At 41.2% G+C, this 18,559-nt stretch carries 15 protein-coding genes and 1 tRNA gene; 9 read left to right on the top strand and 7 right to left on the bottom strand.

The annotated features are described in order from the left end of the window. Positions 1 to 119: 119 nt before the first annotated feature. The gene (locus tag OCU78_RS21520; protein WP_137371698.1) at positions 120 to 989 is read right to left on the bottom strand and encodes an AraC family transcriptional regulator; all 870 of its coding nucleotides are present in this window, start codon (positions 987 to 989) and stop codon (positions 120 to 122) included. Between the two features lie 115 nt (positions 990 to 1,104). Here OCU78_RS21520 and OCU78_RS21525 point away from each other — a divergent pair, with 115 nt between their 5' ends. Both OCU78_RS21525 and trhO read left to right on the top strand, forming a co-directional pair. After that, the gene (locus OCU78_RS21525) at positions 1,105 to 2,253 is read left to right on the top strand and encodes an aminotransferase-like domain-containing protein (protein WP_137371699.1); all 1,149 of its coding nucleotides are present in this window, start codon (positions 1,105 to 1,107) and stop codon (positions 2,251 to 2,253) included. Between the two features lie 284 nt (positions 2,254 to 2,537). Further along, positions 2,538 to 3,521 (top strand): oxygen-dependent tRNA uridine(34) hydroxylase TrhO, encoded by a 984-nt coding sequence (trhO, locus tag OCU78_RS21530; protein ID WP_137371700.1) that lies wholly within the window; start codon positions 2,538 to 2,540, stop codon positions 3,519 to 3,521. A gap of 181 nt (positions 3,522 to 3,702) precedes the next feature. On the opposite strand, the gene OCU78_RS21535 is transcribed toward trhO, so the two are convergent. After that, a complete protein-coding gene (locus tag OCU78_RS21535) occupies positions 3,703 to 4,080 on the bottom strand; it encodes a DUF1840 domain-containing protein (RefSeq protein ID WP_137371701.1) in 378 nt (125 codons plus the stop codon). Between the two features lie 31 nt (positions 4,081 to 4,111). After that, positions 4,112 to 7,036 carry an alkaline phosphatase family protein gene (locus OCU78_RS21540; RefSeq protein WP_240701691.1) on the bottom strand — a complete coding sequence of 975 codons (2,925 nt, stop codon included), beginning with the start codon at positions 7,034 to 7,036 and terminating at the stop codon, positions 4,112 to 4,114. A gap of 338 nt (positions 7,037 to 7,374) precedes the next feature. On the opposite strand from OCU78_RS21540, the gene OCU78_RS21545 reads away from it, so the two are divergent. After that, on the top strand, positions 7,375 to 8,556 hold the full coding sequence (locus OCU78_RS21545) for a GGDEF domain-containing protein (RefSeq protein ID WP_137371703.1): 1,182 nt from the start codon (positions 7,375 to 7,377) through the stop codon (positions 8,554 to 8,556). Between the two features lie 101 nt (positions 8,557 to 8,657). On the opposite strand, the gene OCU78_RS21550 is transcribed toward OCU78_RS21545, so the two are convergent. Further along, positions 8,658 to 8,939, bottom strand: a complete 282-nt coding sequence (locus OCU78_RS21550; protein WP_137371704.1) for an alanyl-tRNA editing protein — start codon at positions 8,937 to 8,939, stop codon at positions 8,658 to 8,660. A gap of 159 nt (positions 8,940 to 9,098) precedes the next feature. Here OCU78_RS21550 and OCU78_RS21555 point away from each other — a divergent pair, with 159 nt between their 5' ends. Beyond that, positions 9,099 to 9,959, top strand: a complete 861-nt coding sequence (locus tag OCU78_RS21555; RefSeq protein ID WP_137371705.1) for a pirin family protein — start codon at positions 9,099 to 9,101, stop codon at positions 9,957 to 9,959. Positions 9,960 to 10,377: 418 nt separating this feature from the next. On the opposite strand, the gene ppnP is transcribed toward OCU78_RS21555, so the two are convergent. Next, positions 10,378 to 10,659 carry a pyrimidine/purine nucleoside phosphorylase gene (gene ppnP, locus OCU78_RS21560; RefSeq protein ID WP_137371706.1) on the bottom strand — a complete coding sequence of 94 codons (282 nt, stop codon included), beginning with the start codon at positions 10,657 to 10,659 and terminating at the stop codon, positions 10,378 to 10,380. A 336-nt stretch (positions 10,660 to 10,995) separates the two neighbouring features. On the opposite strand from ppnP, the gene OCU78_RS21565 reads away from it, so the two are divergent. Continuing rightward, on the top strand, positions 10,996 to 11,457 hold the full coding sequence (locus OCU78_RS21565; protein ID WP_240701679.1) for a DUF2850 domain-containing protein: 462 nt from the start codon (positions 10,996 to 10,998) through the stop codon (positions 11,455 to 11,457). Between the two features lie 420 nt (positions 11,458 to 11,877). Beyond that, positions 11,878 to 14,406 carry a glycosyl hydrolase family 18 protein gene (locus tag OCU78_RS21570; protein WP_137371707.1) on the top strand — a complete coding sequence of 843 codons (2,529 nt, stop codon included), beginning with the start codon at positions 11,878 to 11,880 and terminating at the stop codon, positions 14,404 to 14,406. Between the two features lie 250 nt (positions 14,407 to 14,656). Here OCU78_RS21570 and OCU78_RS21575 read toward each other — a convergent pair whose 3' ends face one another. Together OCU78_RS21575 and OCU78_RS21580 are read right to left on the bottom strand one after the other, a co-directional pair. Then, entirely contained in the window at positions 14,657 to 15,664 is a 1,008-nt protein-coding gene (locus OCU78_RS21575) for a DNA cytosine methyltransferase (protein WP_137371708.1), read from the bottom strand. Positions 15,665 to 15,760: 96 nt separating this feature from the next. Further along, entirely contained in the window at positions 15,761 to 17,107 is a 1,347-nt protein-coding gene (locus tag OCU78_RS21580; protein WP_137371709.1) for a phospholipase D-like domain-containing protein, read from the bottom strand. Positions 17,108 to 17,502: 395 nt separating this feature from the next. Here OCU78_RS21580 and secG point away from each other — a divergent pair, with 395 nt between their 5' ends. The 3 genes from secG to OCU78_RS21595 all read left to right on the top strand — a co-directional run bounded on the left by secG (position 17,503) and on the right by OCU78_RS21595 (position 18,529). Next, positions 17,503 to 17,808: a preprotein translocase subunit SecG gene (gene secG, locus OCU78_RS21585; protein WP_137371710.1), complete on the top strand. Its 306-nt coding sequence runs from the start codon at positions 17,503 to 17,505 to the stop codon at positions 17,806 to 17,808. 9 nt (positions 17,809 to 17,817) lie between these two features. Next, positions 17,818 to 17,902 (top strand) — tRNA-Leu (locus OCU78_RS21590). A gap of 15 nt (positions 17,903 to 17,917) precedes the next feature. After that, on the top strand, positions 17,918 to 18,529 hold the full coding sequence (locus tag OCU78_RS21595) for a DUF2913 family protein (RefSeq protein WP_167493979.1): 612 nt from the start codon (positions 17,918 to 17,920) through the stop codon (positions 18,527 to 18,529). Positions 18,530 to 18,559: the final 30 nt, after the last annotated feature.

The following is an 18,559-nucleotide window of genomic DNA, read 5'->3' on the forward strand; positions in this document are numbered from 1 at the left end:
AGCCTCAGTTGTTAGCATCACAGCTATTAATGAACAGCTACTAATGAACAATGATTAATGAGTAACTATTGATGAGTAGTATCTCTATCACCAAGCCCAAATTGATGGCTTCATATCAGTTAATAAAAACTCACGGGAAGGTAGAAATCGAGCTCAAAGACTTCATCACTATTAAGAAAATGATTCTGATGATAATGCACATACGCGGGTGTTGAGCGTTGCTTGAAACCAGAAGTTGGCAGCCATTTTTCTAATACCATACTGATCTGTGGTAGCAGCTCACCATAGCAGCCATTGAGTCGAAACACGGCGTGTAAGCCGCCCGGAATCACCATCTGGTTCACTACGCTGCGGTACTTAATCGGCTTATCAAGCGCGATACACGCGACATAACGACACTGATCCATTTCCACCCAAGCAGGGTTTGAGTGATGCAAACCGAACTGGCTCGAAAAGTCGCGTTGTTCTGAATTCGCCCACGCTTTCAATATCAACCACGCATTACGAATGGAACGATTATAACCAGTGTGTCGAACATAGGCCGCCATTCTCTCTGGTACTTCAACTATCTTCGGCTCTGGTAACACACGCTTCGCCACGTTCAAATAGCCCGCAGCCACTTCAGGGTCTTTCAAATAAGGTTTTTCAGCGATCTGTAAGTCGTGTTTACGCCATTCACCCGGAGACATATTAAAGGTTGCTTTAAACGCGCGGCTAAACGAAGACACCGAACTAAAACCACATTTACTAGCAATTTCCATTACGGACGAGCTGGTATCAAACATCAATTGATTGGCAGCATACTCCATGCGAGTACGTCGAATGTATTGATGTAACGATTCCCCAACCACACTTTTGAACGTTCGATGAAAGTGTTGCTCTGAATAAGCCGCAATTTCAGAAAGCGCTTTTGCTGACAAAGGTCGGCTTATGTCTTGGTGGATATGGAACAGAACATCATTGATTCTGGATATGTGTTGTCGTGACATCGTTCAAATAGCATAAATGGACATGTTTGTGAGCATAAACGGACACGCTTGTTTTTACAATTGCCGTGTAATATCAAGCAATAAAATAAAAACGAAAAACAACGAGACACAACACATGGAAATCGCACAGTCATTACAACAGATTCAATCTTCATACATTCGAGAGATCCTTGCTGCCGCAAGCGATCCAAATGTCATCTCATTAGCCGGCGGTTTACCGGATGAGAAAACATTCCCTATCGATTTGATGAAGCCAACGCTAGAAAACCTAGCGAATATGCCTGAAGTTTTCCAATACGGCTCTACTGCAGGTTACGGTCCATTGCTTGAGCACCTAACGCAAAGCTACCAATTGCCTGAATCTCACACAGCCATGATATGTACGGGCTCTCAACAAGGCTTAGATTTGATTGCACGTGCATATGTTGACCCTAATGATGTGGTTGTGATGGAAGCGCCTAGCTACTTGGGTGCAATGCAAGTTTTTGGCTTAGTGCAAGCAAATATTGTGACTGTGTCTCAAACTGAATTTGGTCCTAATCTAGACGAACTAGAGACATGCTTTGCACAGCATTCACCTAAAATGTTTTATGCCGTACCTGATTTCCACAACCCTACTGGCGTATGTTGGACAACAGAGACTCGTCAAAAAGTGGCTGAGCTGTGTATTCAATACAACGTAGCATTCATTGAAGATGCACCATACCGTGAGCTACGTTTCACAGGCACAGAACTACCAATGGTGTCTTCGTTCTGCCCTGATCACTCTATCGTTCTTCGTTCATTTTCTAAGATTGCATCGCCAGGTTTACGCATTGGCGCCGTAACAGGTAAATGCAGCTACCTTGAACCACTGATCAAGGTGAAGCAAGGAGCGGATTTACACTCAAGTGTGCCAATGCAAGCGCTGCTCGTTGGTCTTCTGAAACATGAAGATTTCAACCTGCACATGGAAAACATTCGCACGCTCTACAAGTCTCGTTATGAAGTGCTCTTTTCAGAACTAGAGAAACAGCTGCCCGCAGACTGCGTACTAAAAGCGGTTGATGGCGGGATGTTCATTTGGGTAGAAGTCCCTGAGTGTGACACTTTTAAACTGGCTAAAACTCTGCTTTCAAATGGCGTGGCGGTTGTACCAAGCCCTGTATTCTATCCAAAGGCTGACGAAGCAAAAGCTGCATTGCGTTTAAACTTCACCAACGCCAACCCAGAAGAGTTAACCGAAGCGGTGAAACGCTTAGCGGAAGTACTGAACCAAGCGTAAGCGCTAATTAAGTTAGACTGACTCGATAACAAAGCCCTGTTGTATTTTTACAGCAGGGCTTTTTGTTGTACGCCATCACTGCTTAGAACATTTAATCTTTCAAATTGTCAGGTATAGAGAAGCTCTATTTACTGAGATGCTAAAAACCTCTGTGGTAAATAACCCTTCAATTAGTTGGTTTTTGTCTTACATTGCCTTAGCTATACTGCGGGCGATTTTAATAAGCCTAGTCAAAGGCAAACTCTCGCTCTGGATTTACGTTCCAGCTCGCAAAAGGAAAAACCATGTCTCAATATGTTGTATGTGCGCTCTATAAGTTTGTAGCACTGAATGATTACACCGAAATCCGCCAACCACTGACCGATGTTTTAGAGTCAAACCATATCCGTGGCACACTATTGCTCGCAAGCGAAGGTATCAATGGTACGGTTGCAGGAAAGCGCGAGTCTATTGATGCTTTACTTAAATGGTTTAAGAACGACCCTCGTTTAGCCGATGTGGTTTACAAAGAATCGTTTAACGACGTTCAACCTTTCAACCGCACTAAAGTGAAGTTAAAGAAAGAGATCGTAACAATGGGCGTTGAAGGTATCGACCCTCTAAATGTTGTTGGCACTTACGTTAAACCGAACGAATGGAATGACTTAATTTCAGATCCTGAAGTACTTCTTGTTGATACGCGCAATGATTACGAAGTTGATATCGGTACATTCAAAAATGCCGTGAATCCAAACACTGAAACTTTCCGTGAATTCCCGCAATATGTTGCCGATAACTTAGACCCAGCTAAGCATAAAAAAGTCGCGATGTTTTGTACCGGTGGTATCCGTTGCGAAAAATCGACTGCCTACATGAAAGAGCAAGGTTTTGATGAGGTTTACCACCTTGAAGGCGGCATTCTAAAGTACTTAGAAGAAGTGCCAGAAGAAGAAAGCATGTGGGAAGGTGATTGCTACGTCTTTGATGGCCGCGTTGCGGTTAACCATCAATTAGAGAAAAGTGGATACGATGTATGTAATGCTTGTCGCCTACCAATCACTGACGAAGACAAAGCGTCTGAACACTTTGAAAAAGGCGTAAGTTGTCCTAAGTGTGTTGATAAGCACAGTGATGAACAAAAAGCACGTTTCCGCGAGCGTGAGAAGCAAGTTCAACTGTCTAATGAACGTGGCGAAACCCACGTTGGTGGCGCAGCAGCGCAGCTTATTGAACAACGTAAGAAAGAAAAGCTAGCGTTAAAAGAGCAGCAGCGCTCTTCTAAGAAATAAGTACTAAGTTCTTATTACAAAGCTGCCGCTGAGGAAGCTTTTACTCGCTAAGCGACTACTCAGAAAGAAACAACCTAAAAGAGCCAGTGCAAGCAAGCCTATTTATTAAATAGACTTCGCCTAACACTGGCTCTTTTTGTAGGTGCTGATTCTGTTTCAAGTATTTTTAGCGTTAAACTAATTAGAAGCTTTTATTGCTTGAATCTTCCCACATCACTTCACATTCTTCTTTTACAGCAGACTCTAACAATTCAAGTAATGGAAAGGCTCGATTAGCAATATTCACAGGCACATCTGTATAGCTATCACCTTCATTTAAATCGTCTGCGTTCAGATCATCGTCGATGTCGTCATAGCCCGTCGATTGCTTACTTTCCTTTTCAAGGCGCTTTTCTGCTTCTATTGCCTCGCGTAAACGAGCAAGGGCATCAGGAATAGAAGACGCATCTAACGCCCCAGGAATATCGCCACTATGACCAAGTAATTTAATCAATTGCAGACCAACATCACCAAACATGGTGACATTAGAGTGCGACTTACAGCTAAACGTAATTAACATAATAAAGCCTTTAATAGTTCACTTACCCCGTTTAAAGGGCTGACTTTTGAGTAGTCGGTTGAATAATATCTAACTTATTAATTAGCGAAGGATATCCCCAGCCGTTTTCACCCGCGATGACTTCTTCCCCTGTCAAATATTCAAACAAAGTTGGAGCCAAGGACCCGTTAGATTCAATATTCATTGGCACAGGTTTATCTCCTATAGGAGAGCCCCAAAACCCAAGAAAAGCATCTTTTTCTAAATAATCTTCACCCGCATGTCGCCCCGGTACTTTCGTGTTATAGCCGATGCCTTCTTTAGGGAACAGATTGACGGTACCTGCACGATCTTCTAAATACACATCCACTAATTGGTTTAATGCATCAGGTCTTGGGGTTAACTGGGTAAGGTTCTTCCATTCTTGACGGTTACACCAAGTCTCTACTTTGTCTTTTTCTGCTCGATTTAAACACTTATCGACTAAAGCTGAATACTGCGCGAACGCAACACGAGTCGGCTGTGGAAGATATGGATTCAATTCTTGCACATTTAAGAGTCTCGGATGTTGATTATCCATCACAGACTCGTAGAAAATCTTATCCCGATCTCGCGTGATAAGCTCATCAATTCGTTGAGTCTTTCTATTACCGATCACCCGCACCTGACAAAAGCTCGCATTACACTCTTGCTCTCTTACCACTAAGTAGTCGAGAGTTTCAGGTAAGTGCTGGACCGTTTGGGCAATAATATCAATGGACTCACCAGCAGGTGCAGCAATAGGTTTCCACTGTGTCAGTTCAGAGTATACAGGTTGATGTTTCCACCCTAGTTTAGAATTAAAGAAGTCCATCATAAAGTTACCACCAGCAGTAGAGGCGACGACTACATCGACCTCTTTCAAGCTTGGGAAGCTCAGAGCATTGGTGATCTTTGGTCCTTCACCTTCATCTGAAGATATCTTTTTGACCACAACTGGGTAATCCAACTCTTTCTGTAAATTACCTAAAACCTGCTTTTCAGGGTTGAGGGCATAAAAGACCGGCATTAAGCCATGGTCACCAGCCATCCCCCACAAAGTTTGATCGTAAATTCCAGCGGTTTTATAGGTTTTCTCTATTTGAGTTAACCAATAATCTAGGCGGTTTAATTCTCCCGTTGGCATCAATATTTCATCACTGAATGGACCGGTGAAATGGGCAAAATGATCAGGCCAAGGGTTATACACTAAGGTATAATCTGGCATGCCTTTACCATCTAGTTTTGAGTATGCGCTAATGGCTTGTTCAACCTGAACCTTCTTCGCCATTTTCGTAAATACGTCAAATCCAGAAATAGATATATAAGACTGAATATCTTCAATTAATGCGGCACGCTGTTGCTTTAAATCGACCTCAACTTCCGCACGTAACTGTAGTTCTTTTACGCATCGTTTTTCCCCATAGTCCCGTAAAGATTCGCCTAAACCAAGGTTAACTAAACCGTCATAAGTGGTGTGTGCATTCCAGTCATACTGACCATTACAGTTGAGTGTCTTCAAATAATCCAGGCGATCAAACATGGTTTTCACTTTTCGATCAGCCATTAAAATATCCAGCTGTAGAGCATCATTACCAAAGAAGTAGTAAGCGCGATCTTCTTCCCGATCGACAAAATGGAAATTAGGGATTCCAGTCCCTCCTTCCCCTGAAACTTTCGCTCCTGTTTTTATAATAGGCAGGTTTCGCACACTAATAGTTGGAGTAGAAGACACGCCCACACGGCTTATACTCGGTTTATTTTCGTGATATAAGCGCTTAAAGAGTGGAAGGTAATGGGGGTCTTTATAGACTTGCTCAGACAGCACTTCCATAAAGCGAACTTGTTGTTCATGTTTTGGCTCTATCACGGGTTCAAGAGTCGGTTTGTAAGACGCTCTTTGTTGGTGCTTTTGGTAAGCTTGGTGAATAAATGGAGAAGTCGGATCAACAAGCCCTTCGATTAAACCTTGTTGCAAACCATCTACGGTCACTTGAACAGCAAAGCGGCGGTTTTGCTGCGAGTGAAGAAATTGCACTAGGCTATTCGGGCTATCGTCAAATACCTGCTGCATCCAATCATTCAACGCAACTGCGCGTTCTTCTTTAAAGACAAATTGGCGGTAAGCTTTCAGTAGGTTAAGACGAACAAAGTCGATCAGTGTAATCGTCAATGCTTGTGCTTTATTATTCGGCTTGGATAAATTTTCGGATTTACCATCTTCCGCAATCGCCAACAATGCCCACTTCATCTCACCATCATCCATGCCAAAAGCGGCTTTATTGATCAAATCAACAACAATAGGTTGAACGGTGTTAATAATGGCAAGATCTTCATCGGAATCAGTTAAATAAGTATAGCTCTCGGGTAATTGTTCCATGTCTTGCCATACACCAAGATCAAACAACGCATCGTAAATCACCACCATATTAGCAATGAACTTGTCATCGACTTGAATACCCTCGTGGTGCCCTGTCGGCTCTGTGGTTTTGATTGGTTCGTCAGCATGTTTCTCTGCACCATTTTTAACAGAAGCATGCCCTTTATGAGCGTCGCTATCACTTACAGAAAACAAGCTATGCTCAAACCCTTTCAGCACTTGTTCATCATAAATTGTAGAAAGATATTGCTTAAACTCATCTTCACTGCTTAAACCAGAATATCGGTCATAATAGGTATATAAGAAGTATCCCAAAGGAACGGAATAAGTAGGGTTAGAAAGCTGAGCAATCACCTTTGCTTTAAGCTTTACTTCTAGCGGTAGAGTTAAAATGTAGGTGTCTAACGTCACACCAGCAATAGTAAATAAAGCAGCGTCTCTTGTTAAAGTAGTCGAATAACTTAATGTTGAAAGAACCTGATTTTTTAAGACTTCTGATGAACTGAATATCCCCCCAACAACAGGAGTGGTAGAAATATCGGCAGAAGTAGGCAATGACAGTAATGATGCACCTAACATTGGGAAAATGGTGCTTTTACGTATTTTTGATGGCAAAAGCCTCAATTTACGCTTAGATTCTTTTTTCATAATCACGCTCTAATCTATAAACTGATGTTATTGTTTCAGGTTATTGTTATTAGTCAATAAAATGCCACCATGCCAATAACCATATAAAATGTAAGTAAATGAGAATTCGTCACAAAACCGACTGTTACTCATTAATATGAATATAAGCCTGACATTCTTTATATGAAACTTAGAGATCAATCACACCAGATGTGTGTGATATCCATCCAAAATCATATATTTCACCTAAGCTTAACCTGCAACTGAATATTTACATGCTAGGGAAAAGTATGACAAACCTTGTAGGGAGACACTTAGAGGAAATGGCGGATATCCGCTCGACTCGAAAACAGAAAATAGTTTACTTGTGCTCTCTGGCATCCTCCATTTTGTTCTTTTTTTATGCTTGGACGTATCTACAAGCCGATCAACTGATCTTAGCTGGAATAGATTTTACTTTCGCAATTGTCGCGCTCTTAAATGCAGTGTATGTCAAACAAGCTCGACACCCTCGATACTCAGACTTAATTTTAAGTTGGGTGTTATTAGTCCAAGGTACGATTCTTTTACTGTATAGCGAAGCCATCCCAGATAGAACGCTTTGGCTATATCCTATCCTTGCTACTGTCATTTTCATTAATGATTTTAAAATTGGATTACTACTGAGCATGTCATTTTGTGTGTTCATTAGCGGGTTACTGGTTTTCTCTAACTCCGCCTTTACCCTACCTATTGACTCTACACATCGCTTAACCTTAAGCCTATTCACTATGAGCGTTGTATGCCACACATCCTCTTATTACTACAATAAAGTCGTCAGCTATATTCAATGCTTATATCAAGAAGGAATTGAAGATCTCGCGTACATGGATCAATTAACGGGTCTTGCAAATCGTTGGAGCTTTGAAAACTGGGCATCAGAGAAACTCAGAACCGTTGATACTAAGCGCTCTGTCACTGCATTAGTTTTCTTAGATATTGATAACTTTAAATCAATCAATGATAACTACGGGCATGATGTGGGAGACAGGGTGTTACAACACTTTGCGAAGCGATTAAGTAATAACATTCGTACTAAAGACAGAAAGACAGAAAAGCATGACTACTCCATTGCTAGGTTTGCCGGTGATGAATTTGTTTTGATGCTTTATGACGTTCGTTCAATAGATGATTTAGACAGTATTCTTGGAAGGATTTGTCGATTATTTGAAAACGGTTACCAAAACCAAGAACGCTTAAATGAACTCACCTTGAGCGTGGGGGTTGCCTTGTACCCACAAGATGCAACGGAATTACCAGAATTGACTCGGTGTGCAGACAAAGCGATGTACCACGCTAAACATTCTGGGAAAAATCGTTTCGCTTATTACCACAATAATCCTTCCTCAACCAAAATTGAAACCTGCCCAGATATGTTTGCTCCCTTAATGGAAGGCAGCAATGTTACCCCGCTTAAAAAACGGAAAGAATAATGGTTCTGCTCGCTATTGATACCAACTAGAATCGTAGTTAATGAGCTTGTTGCTATGAATCTGCTTGTCACTATTTATCTACCTACTGCGATGAACAAGCACTAGTTAGTCATATACATTGCCCATAAGCTGATCAAACCGATCATAATTATCCATATGACTTGTCTAACTTTATTCGGCTTTGACGATTTCGTTTTGACAACTGGTTTAAATGCTGCCCTTTTCGCTGATTGGATAAACCGGTCTTCGATAAGCTGTTTCTTATCGCGTCGATGTACCGCTTCATTGGCAACTTCAGTAAATCTCTGTCTTTGTTCTGTGGTGAAATCGTCCTCGAAACCAATTCTACCGTGCCTATCTTGATGTTTAGGTTGTACAGCCAAAATTGCCTCCTTACTGAAATAACCATGACTTAATTATAGTCAGTTTTTCATAATTCATGATCATTCAAAATTTTCGAATATGTCACTCAATGTTATACGGTCTTCTTTGCACATCGGATTACTTACACTGTGTTCATTCCAATTTAAAAGGACGCCAACATGACTAACATTAGATATGTTCAACAAGTTATCAATGCACATGCCACTTCAGATGGTGACGGTGTAAAAATAAGTCGGGTTGCTGGTTTCAATAATGCAAAATTCTCGCCATTTTTGATGATCGACGAATTAAAGTCGGACGAGAGTAAAGATTATGTCGGTGGATTTCCCCCTCACCCGCATCGAGGTATAGAAACATTAACCTATATGATGAAGGGGCATTTTCAACATAAAGACCATATGGGTAACACGGGAGAGCTAAGGAGTGGTGGAGCTCAATGGATGGCTGCAGGTCGAGGGGTTATCCATAGTGAAATGCCAGTAATGGAAGAAGGTTCATTACACGGTTTCCAAGTTTGGATAAATCAGCCTGCAAAAGACAAAATGACGCCTGCACGCTACCACGATTTTCAACCAGAAACTATCAATGAACATAGTGCTTCAGACCTAGGTTTGCTAAGAGTAATTGCAGGTAAAATTCAGCTAAAAGACCAAGCAATTCAAGGGCCTTTAAGTACGACAGGGGTTCCTTTAACCGTTGCAGATTGGAAGCCCAAAACAGGTGGAAAAATATCATATGCACCACCGGTTACTCACAATGTGATGGTGTACGTATACCAAGGTGTGCTGACAGTTAATGGCAAAGTGATTCATCAAGGTCAACTTGCTTTAATGCCACCACAAAGCACAGAGGCTGAGTGGGTCCAAATGCAAGCGGAGACAGATTCTGGCGCCCTATTATTCAGTGGTGAACCAATAGACGAGCCGGTTGTTCACTATGGCCCTTTTGTTATGAATAGCATGCAAGAAATTGAGCAAACTATTCAGGACTACAACAATGGACTGTTTGAAACTTATTAATTTCATATTTTGATTGTCAATTTGAGAATCATTTTAGATTTGTAGGAAACAATCTACTTTCGTGTAAATCGGGTTTTGCTCTTAATATCTTTCGCCAGGGGTTACAAGTTTATTTATAACTAGTTTGATTATATGCGGCTAAATTAAAACGAGCTTAATAGTGACCAACTGAGTGTAAGACTAAGATGTGATGGCTAGGCTAGGCTAGGCTGCGCAAAATGGATAGGACGTATCTTAGAAATGAAAACACTTATTTTATTGCATTTTAATAAGTGAATACTTGAATTCAACACAAATTAGCCACGCTTTGTATAAAAATAAAGCGTGGCCTTTTTTATTCACTGCTTTAGATGAAGCCACTTAAATTGTTTAAGGTAACGATCTAAGAGAAGTCAGCCTGCATCAAGGACAAACAGAATTATAAGTACTCACACAAGTATGCCGTTGCTTCTGTCACTTTAACTTCAAATGAAGAGTCGCCCACAACATCAAATGCAGAGCCATCACGGTATGTTGTCCAATCAGAGTCACCCACTCGTTTAATCGTTAGTGAGCCTTTTACTACCGTCATTTTTTCAGGGGCAGCAGTACCAAAGGTATACTCGCCAACCGCCATAACACCCACACTGATCTCAGCGTCATTTTGTGAAAAACCAAGAGACTTAACGCCGCCATCAAAATATGTATTTTCTTTAATCATGTTACTTCCTTGTGGACTGTTAACGGTCTGTCGACCAAATAAATGCAACAAACTTTGTAACCAATTCCCTTAAATCACACAAGCATTAAATACTCAGTGTTGAATTATTTTTATGGCTTAGAAAAATTCAGGTCAATACACCTTCATCTCTATAGCCCTACACCTAGGATGGGAAATACATAACTTAGTGGTCAAATAGGACAGCAAATAAGAGCCTTTCAAACTAAAATTTGGAATAGAGGTTGGCTTAAGACATAGTGCATCGCAAACTTATTTTGCAAATAAACACTTTAATCAATAAGATCAACAGTCAGATCAAGCGATGGCTAGGCTTTTATGGCAAATAAGAAAAAATCAAATCATGCACGAAACATGCTGATAGCTCGCGTGATCTTTGGCGGTTTAGCACTATCTTCTATTGCTTGGTTTGGTCTGTCTTCGTACCAATCACATTTGGAATTTACCGACCCTAGCAATGTATATGGAAGCTGGGTTGAGGTGGGCTCCCCTCCCTATAAAACCGATAAACTTTCGCTATCTGAAAAGGGCGTTGTTCGTAACCATCGCTTAATTAGTACAAGCTTTGAATTTGATGGCTCCAATGTTTTCATCACAACTGGTAGTGGTGTTTCCATCTATAAAATGAGCGGTAATATTCGTTCACCACAGTTGAAACGTATTTCCCCAGCCATTCCTCCACAAACACTGGTCAAAGAAGGCTTCGAGCATACTGTGACCTCGGTCAGTGGCGGTGCCTCTCAAAGACGAGCTTCTTTGTCTGAACACTTCAATCGCTAGCAAATCCTCTATCCTCTATCCTCTATCCTCTATCCTCTATCCTCTATCCTCTATCCTCTATCCTCTATCCTCTATCCTCTATCCTCTATCCTCTATCCTCTAGTAAATGTTAGTCATGAAAAAACTATCCGCTACATTCCTCGCATTTTCCTTTAGCTTATTTCATTTTTACCCACTTATAAGACTTTTATTAGAACGATATTAAATTTATAAAACCTTGGCTCAATCCCTCACTCAAGATGTAACAAATTGATAACGACAAGTAATTTATCGACTCTCTATCGAAAAGCGATTTATTTTCCGTTCTGAATTTAAAACTCTTTTGAATACTAAGTGGGATGCTCAATTTCGTTGTAGAGAAAAGAGCAGCTTATGAAACTGGCTTTGGTTTCATAACATTCAAGGAATGAGAGATATACTATGATTCGTTTTAACATGTGTGCGGCTAGCATCGCACTGGCGCTTTCAGGGGCGGCACAAGCTGCACCAAGTGCACCAAGCATCGACATGTATGGTTCAAACAACCTTCAATTTTCTAAAATTGAATTGGCTATGGAAACTACGTCTGGCTATAACCAAATGGTTAAGTACCACGACAAAGCTAAAGTGGCAGTAAAGTTCAACCAATGGAGTGGTACATCCGGTGACACTTACAACATCTATTTCGATGGCGTAAAAGTCGCAACGGGGCCAATAACCGGTAGCCAGACCACAGCCACTTTCGAGTATGGTCAAGGTGGTTTATACGAAATGAAAATTGAAGCATGTGATGCTACGGGTTGTAGTATCAGTGCACCAGCTCAGATCACAATCGCCGATACGGATGGCTCTCACCTTCCTCCTCTCACAATGAACATCGATCCAAACAACAAGACTTACAATACAGACCCAAATACTGTCGTAGGTACTTACTTTGTTGAATGGGGTATTTACGGTCGTGATTACACGGTTGATAACCTTCCTGCGGATAACTTAACCCACATCCTTTACGGCTTTATCCCAATTTGTGGTCCAAACGAATCTGTTAAATCAGTGGGTGGTAACAGTTACAATGCCCTCATGACTGCATGTAAAGGCGTGAATGACTACGAAGTCGTTATCCATGACCCTTGGGCTGCATTCCAAAAAAGTTTCCCACAAGCAGGGCATGAATACAGCTCTCCTATCAAGGGTAACTACGCGATGATGATGGCGCTTAAACAGCGTAATCCTGATCTAAAAATCATTCCATCAATCGGTGGTTGGACACTTTCAGACCCATTCTTCGATTTCACAACAAAAGCAAACCGAGATACGTTTGTCGCTTCTGTTAAGAAATTCCTGAACACTTGGAAATTCTATGACGGTGTTGATATTGACTGGGAATTCCCTGGTGGTGGCGGTGAAAACGCGAACCTTGGCGATACAGTGAATGATGGACCGGCTTACATTGCGTTAATGCAAGAACTTCGCGCAATGCTTGATGAGCTAGAAGCAACCAATGGTCGTACTTACGAACTGACTTCAGCAATTGGTGTTGGTCACGATAAAATTGAAGACGTGAACTACGGCGAAGCTATCCAGCACATGGATTACATCTTCGCTATGACTTACGATTTTTACGGCGGTTGGAATAACGTACTTGGTCACCAGACAGCTCTGAACTGTGGTAACTTCATGCGCCCAGGTCAATGTGATGGCTCTGGTACGGATGAAAATGGCGAGCAGTTTAAAGGCCCTGCTTATACAACTGACAACGGCATTCAACTGCTACTCGCTCAAGGTGTTCCAGCAAATAAACTGGTTGTTGGTACCGCAATGTACGGTCGTGGTTGGGAAGGTGTGATGCCTTCTTCGCTGACAGATCCTACCGACCCAATGACAGGTGTGGGTAACGGCAAACTGAAAGGCAGTACTGCACAGGGCGTTTGGGAAGACGGCGTTATTGATTACAAAGGCATTAAAGCACATATGCTTGGTGCAAATAACCAAGGCATTAATGGCTTTGAATATGGCTATGACGAAATGGCAGAAGCGCCATACGTTTGGAACCGTACTTCAGGTAAGTTGATTACGTTTGATGATGACCGTTCAGTAAAAGCGAAAGGTGCTTACGTTCGCAGCTTAGGTTTAGCAGGTCTATTCTCATGGGAAATCGATGCGGATAACGGCGATATCTTAAATGCAATGCACGAAGGTTTAGCTGGCGGCACTACAGACCCTGTAAACCGTAAACCAACAGCTGCTGCAGGCGCAGACCAATCAGTTACTGGTCCTGTTTCTGTCTCTTTAGATGGCAGCACTTCTAAAGACAGCGACGGCACTATTGCTAGTTATGCATGGGCTCAAGTAGGCGGTACAGCTGTCACTCTTGCAAATGCAAGCAGCGCAGTAGCAAGCTTTGATGTGGCTGAAGTAGCGCAACAAGAAACACTGACGTTTACGCTAACAGTGACGGATAACGAAGGAGCTTCGGCAACGGACACAGTTGTTGTGACAGTAAAAGCTAAAGACACTGGTCCTGTAAATACGGCTCCTGTAGCGGCTGTATCAGCTCCTTCTCAAGTTAACGCTGGAGATGTGGTAGTGGTTGATGCATCAGGTTCAAGTGATGCAGACCAAGATGCACTGACTTATTCTTGGGATGTACCAGCCGGTCTTAATGCAACGGTTCAAGGCGCTTCAGTAAGTTTTGTAGCGAGTGAATATACGCAAGACACTGTTCTAAACTTCACAGTAACGGTAAGCGATGGCGTTGCAAACTCTGCCGCTTCTGCTTCTGTTAAAGTACTTAAGAAAGTGATTGATGGTGGCACATGTACAAATGCATGGGATTCTGGCGCTATCTACACTGGCGGTGATCAAGTCACTAAAGGCGGTACTATTTGGGAAGCTAAATGGTGGACAACAGGTGAAGATCCAACAACCACTGGTAAGTGGGGCGTTTGGAAAGAAATTGGTCCTTGTTAATCGTTCACTACTAAAAATGAGTGGTTAACCTAATCGTTAATCATTCACTAACAGGTTTACGAGGATCTTATTGAAGTGAGTGACTCGTAAAAATCTGGCATAAAAAAGGTCAAGTAAGCTTAACAACCGTTAATCTTCTTGACCTTTTTTCTCAACTCAACTCAAAGCCAGTTAGCCATGTGCTTTTAACAATGACTCTTCTATTTTGTTAATGGTACGTCTTATACCTTTTCTAAGAAGAATCTTTGAGTTAAGCGGCTTGTTTTGATTTAGCTTGTTCTAAGTGTTCTTTTATACTCAATGCAACTGACTTAGCGAAAGGCACGGCTACCGCATTACCAATCATTTTATAACCTGCCGCCACATTCTTATAAACAAACTCAAACTCGTCAGGGAAGCCTTGAATTCGTGCACATTCGCGCACACTTAGGCGTCGGTACTCGTGACCTTCAACAAATTTAAATTTATCGGTTTCAACTTTTTCCATTTTCGGTGCGCTTGGGTGAATCGGTGCATGTCGCCCACCAGCCTGAATAGTAAATGAAGGTTCATCCCAAGTTCTTACTCTGTTTCTCGACATAAACATCGTTGAAAACCCACCAATCATATATTCATGGTTTAAAAACTTAACGTCAGGGTTTGGTCTTTGTTTATCAAGAGCAGGTACAGCCGTTCCGTCCAAATCCTTCAAAATATGCTTTAACGCTTTACGATCTTCTTTTTCAATCGGTTCTGGAAACGTATAATCAATTTCGAGATCACTTCGAAAACCAACAAAGATAACGCGCTTACGGTCTTGAGCCGCGCCGTGATCGACCGCATTCATCATTTGGTAGAAAAGGTCATAGCCGGCTTCTTTAAACATTTTCTTGATGTTATCCAAAGCATCCGCATGGCGAGAATGCTGCATTCCACTCACATTTTCTGCTAAGAAGAATTTCGGTTTTTTTGCTTCAAGAATACGAATAAAGTCAAAGAACAGTTGCCCACGCTTATCTTCGATACCACGCTGTGCGCCCGCTTCACTCCAGCTTTGGCAGGGTGGACCACCAATAATGCCGTCACACTCAGGGACTTCATCCGCTTCGATAGCAGTGATACTTCGCTGATCTAAAGTAGTATGTGGGTGGTTCTTTTTGTATGTTGCCCAGATATCCTTATCGTATTCGTTCGCCCAAACCACATTGAAGCCTGCTTGTTCGAAACCTAGATCTAGCCCGCCAGCGCCAGCAAAAAATGAAACAATTCTATCTGTCATAACTATAAACTTACCCTTGAATTTGGCGCCGATTATAGCAAAGAGCTGTACATAAGGTCAGTGCTTTTTTTTCGTTAAGTAAACCAGTCAGTTAGTTCAATGATTCTCAAATGCGGTGACTGTTGTCGGTAAGCGAGCGAGGGTTAAAAAGTGGTTTGAAAGTTTTTGGGCTAATTTAGGTTGATTTAATCCTATGTAATAGGCGTTAACCTCTGAAAACGTGCCTTGATAAGAGGCATTAGGCATCTTTGAAAATTGGCTTATCGATACATCTTTATAGATAAACTGAGTATCGGTAAAGTTTCCAGTCGATATGACGACATGATCGTCAATCACAATAAACTTCAAATGAATCGAATTATTAAAGTAACATTTTGCCTGAGGGATATTTTTCAACTTATCGATGTACAGACGGAAGCTTGAAGAATTTTGTGGGGTTCGAGGCTTTACTTTTCTTCCATCAATCTCAACCGTTTTAGATCTCTCATCATACGTTTTATCTGTGTAGGTTTGAGATAATACTGACACTTCCACTTTTGCTTTCTCTTTGTCCGGCAGCAACGCACAATTACTTACATGCTGACCACAAATCATCACTCTTCTTTGAGCTTTCGAGATTAATTTTGACAATTTAGCTTCAACTTTCGAGTTGGAGTGATGTAAGAAACTACCAGTAAAATACACATCTTCTACTGCGTGTTTAGGCGTTATCTTATGTGTATCCTCTTTAAAATTTAAGGGGTGACTTGAGTTATTTCCCTCTACATTGAGCGAGAGGAGCTCATTACTATTTCTTTTTAACTGCCGATAAAACTCAGCCGCTTTTTTATCAGATTCTTGAGAGTTTTGCAGAACTATACACATCTCTTCTTTGCGTAAATCTCGCACCGCTAAGTTAGACGAAGTAATGACGGTAAAGCTACTGCCATCTTTCATTTTTATGTAAATGTTTTTGATATGTAGGCTATACGGCGCAGTACCTCGAGAAAACGGTTTGACCGATTTAGAACGCAAATAAATATGGTCATAAATGAATAGATTCATTGTCTCTGAATGCTTCAAGTAGCCATATACTCGCTCTGCGATGTCTTTCTTACTGCTTTTATTAACACCGCTTTTCGTATTATTCAGGATCGAATGATTAAAGTAGCTTGGGAAAAGACCATTTTTTGCCACAGTACCGTCATAGCCTTCCAGGGGTATCGAATAGATATTTATTTCAATTCCTAGCTCAGCCAACTGCCTAAGCTGGTCAACCAAAGCCAAGTTATTACATAAATAAAGGCTTAGATTGACCTCCAGTAGCTTTGCTTGATTAGCACTTAGAAAATCAATAATGCGATTAACAATAACGGGACTTCCACCCTCCGCATAAAACTTGAAGTCTTGCAGCCCTCCATTTTGATGTGGGCCATCAAATGTAAGGTCGATAACATTATCCATTTCTATTCCAATTTAGCGCCATGTCAAAAAAGTTTTTAAATGCCGCTCATGATTGATACGCATCCCATGGGATTAATGTTAATCATGCTGAAATAAATTAAAAATGACCCAAGTCGTATGAATTGTGAGATAGCTACCAAGAATCTAAGCCTAAAACACAATATTGCTCTGATAACCATCGAGCTTTAAAAGGTGATATCCATTTTTGAATAGAAACTCCCACCTTATAAATGGTAATACCCGCTGAAGCCTGCGCATAAGAAAGCTGCACTTATTTACCTGCGCAATATATGCGCATATTTTAACCACTTAAGACCTCATTAAAGCTTGTTTCTATACAAGTTACACGTTCTTGGTTATCATCTACGGCTGTCTTATTTGGGTCTTAAAGCGTTATGGAAACTATTATCACAACAATCTGCCTTGTATCTGCAGTTGCTACTATTGCATTAATTCTTTTGCAAAAAGGCAAAGGCGCAAACATGGGGACAGCCTTCAATACAGGCACGCCAAGCGCAGCTTCTAATTCTTCAGAATCTGATACCCGTTTGAATAAGCTTACAACGGCTTCTGCTGTTCTATTCTTTGGTTGCAGCATCGTACTGACTAACATCTCTATGAGCTCACCAACGATTCAAGAAGAAAGCCCAGCTTCAGTTCAAGCTCCTGTAGAGCGTTCAGAGTTCGACATTCCTCAATAACATTGATTTGCCGAGATGGTGAAATTGGTAGACACGCTAGCATGAGGTGCTAGTGCCTTTGGGTGTGAGGGTTCGAGTCCCTCTCTCGGCACCATGAATAAAGAAAGATTTGAAATCACTATTATCTAAAGAAGAACAAGCGCACCTTCTACTTAGAGAGCTATCTCTAAGTGCTTTGTTGCACCTGGAATTCAAGCAGCTTGAAAAAAAATCACCCCTTTCTCTAAATGACAAAAACCTGCTTTTAAAGCTTTGGTTAAAAAAGCAGTCGACCACATCTAAATACAAACTTTTAAAGAAAAAATTGAAGTCACTATTAAGTGCAACCAATAATCAAAAAGTGAATTTAGAAGTGCTTTTTTTAGAGGTGATCAACTTTCATAGTGAAGTGAAAGCTGCCGATTTAGAAGAATACTTATTACTGGTTCGTTCCATAGAAAGGGAACTGAACAGCACAGTTATGCTGTCTTCACCTAACGAAGTAGATCTTGATTACAAAGGTGGCAAAGACTTCATTTGCGTACTGGCTGATGATTTGAATCGCCACTTCTCGCCCGAAGGTCACCTTGAATCAACAATCAGTTTTTTAGGCAAACTGTCTAAGTATGATCGTACCAAGGTATTCAATTCAGTCTTTATGTTTAATCGTTTTTCGTATGAAGTTAAATATGAAGACGATAATTTTGTGCGCTTCGATCTCATCAAAAACGTAGCTAAATAAAATGACTCAATATACGAATGGCATAGGCTC

It is taken from the genome of Vibrio gallaecicus (assembly GCF_024347495.1).
Classification (GTDB): domain Bacteria; phylum Pseudomonadota; class Gammaproteobacteria; order Enterobacterales; family Vibrionaceae; genus Vibrio; species Vibrio gallaecicus.

Bases quoted from the DNA above. Each gene is read 5' to 3' on its own strand.
- OCU78_RS21520 (WP_137371698.1), bottom strand. From the start codon at position 989: ATGTCACGACAACACATATCCAGAATCAATGATGTTCTGTTCCATATC.
- OCU78_RS21525 (WP_137371699.1), top strand. From the start codon at position 1,105: ATGGAAATCGCACAGTCATTACAACAGATTCAATCTTCATACATTCGA.
- trhO (WP_137371700.1), top strand. From the start codon at position 2,538: ATGTCTCAATATGTTGTATGTGCGCTCTATAAGTTTGTAGCACTGAAT.
- OCU78_RS21535 (WP_137371701.1), bottom strand. From the start codon at position 4,080: ATGTTAATTACGTTTAGCTGTAAGTCGCACTCTAATGTCACCATGTTT.
- OCU78_RS21540 (WP_240701691.1), bottom strand. From the start codon at position 7,036: ATGTTAGGTGCATCATTACTGTCATTGCCTACTTCTGCCGATATTTCT.
- OCU78_RS21545 (WP_137371703.1), top strand. From the start codon at position 7,375: ATGACAAACCTTGTAGGGAGACACTTAGAGGAAATGGCGGATATCCGC.
- OCU78_RS21555 (WP_137371705.1), top strand. From the start codon at position 9,099: ATGACTAACATTAGATATGTTCAACAAGTTATCAATGCACATGCCACT.
- ppnP (WP_137371706.1), bottom strand. From the start codon at position 10,659: ATGATTAAAGAAAATACATATTTTGATGGCGGCGTTAAGTCTCTTGGT.
- OCU78_RS21565 (WP_240701679.1), top strand. From the start codon at position 10,996: ATGGCAAATAAGAAAAAATCAAATCATGCACGAAACATGCTGATAGCT.
- OCU78_RS21570 (WP_137371707.1), top strand. From the start codon at position 11,878: ATGATTCGTTTTAACATGTGTGCGGCTAGCATCGCACTGGCGCTTTCA.
- OCU78_RS21575 (WP_137371708.1), bottom strand. From the start codon at position 15,664: ATGACAGATAGAATTGTTTCATTTTTTGCTGGCGCTGGCGGGCTAGAT.
- OCU78_RS21580 (WP_137371709.1), bottom strand. From the start codon at position 17,107: ATGGATAATGTTATCGACCTTACATTTGATGGCCCACATCAAAATGGA.
- secG (WP_137371710.1), top strand. From the start codon at position 17,503: ATGGAAACTATTATCACAACAATCTGCCTTGTATCTGCAGTTGCTACT.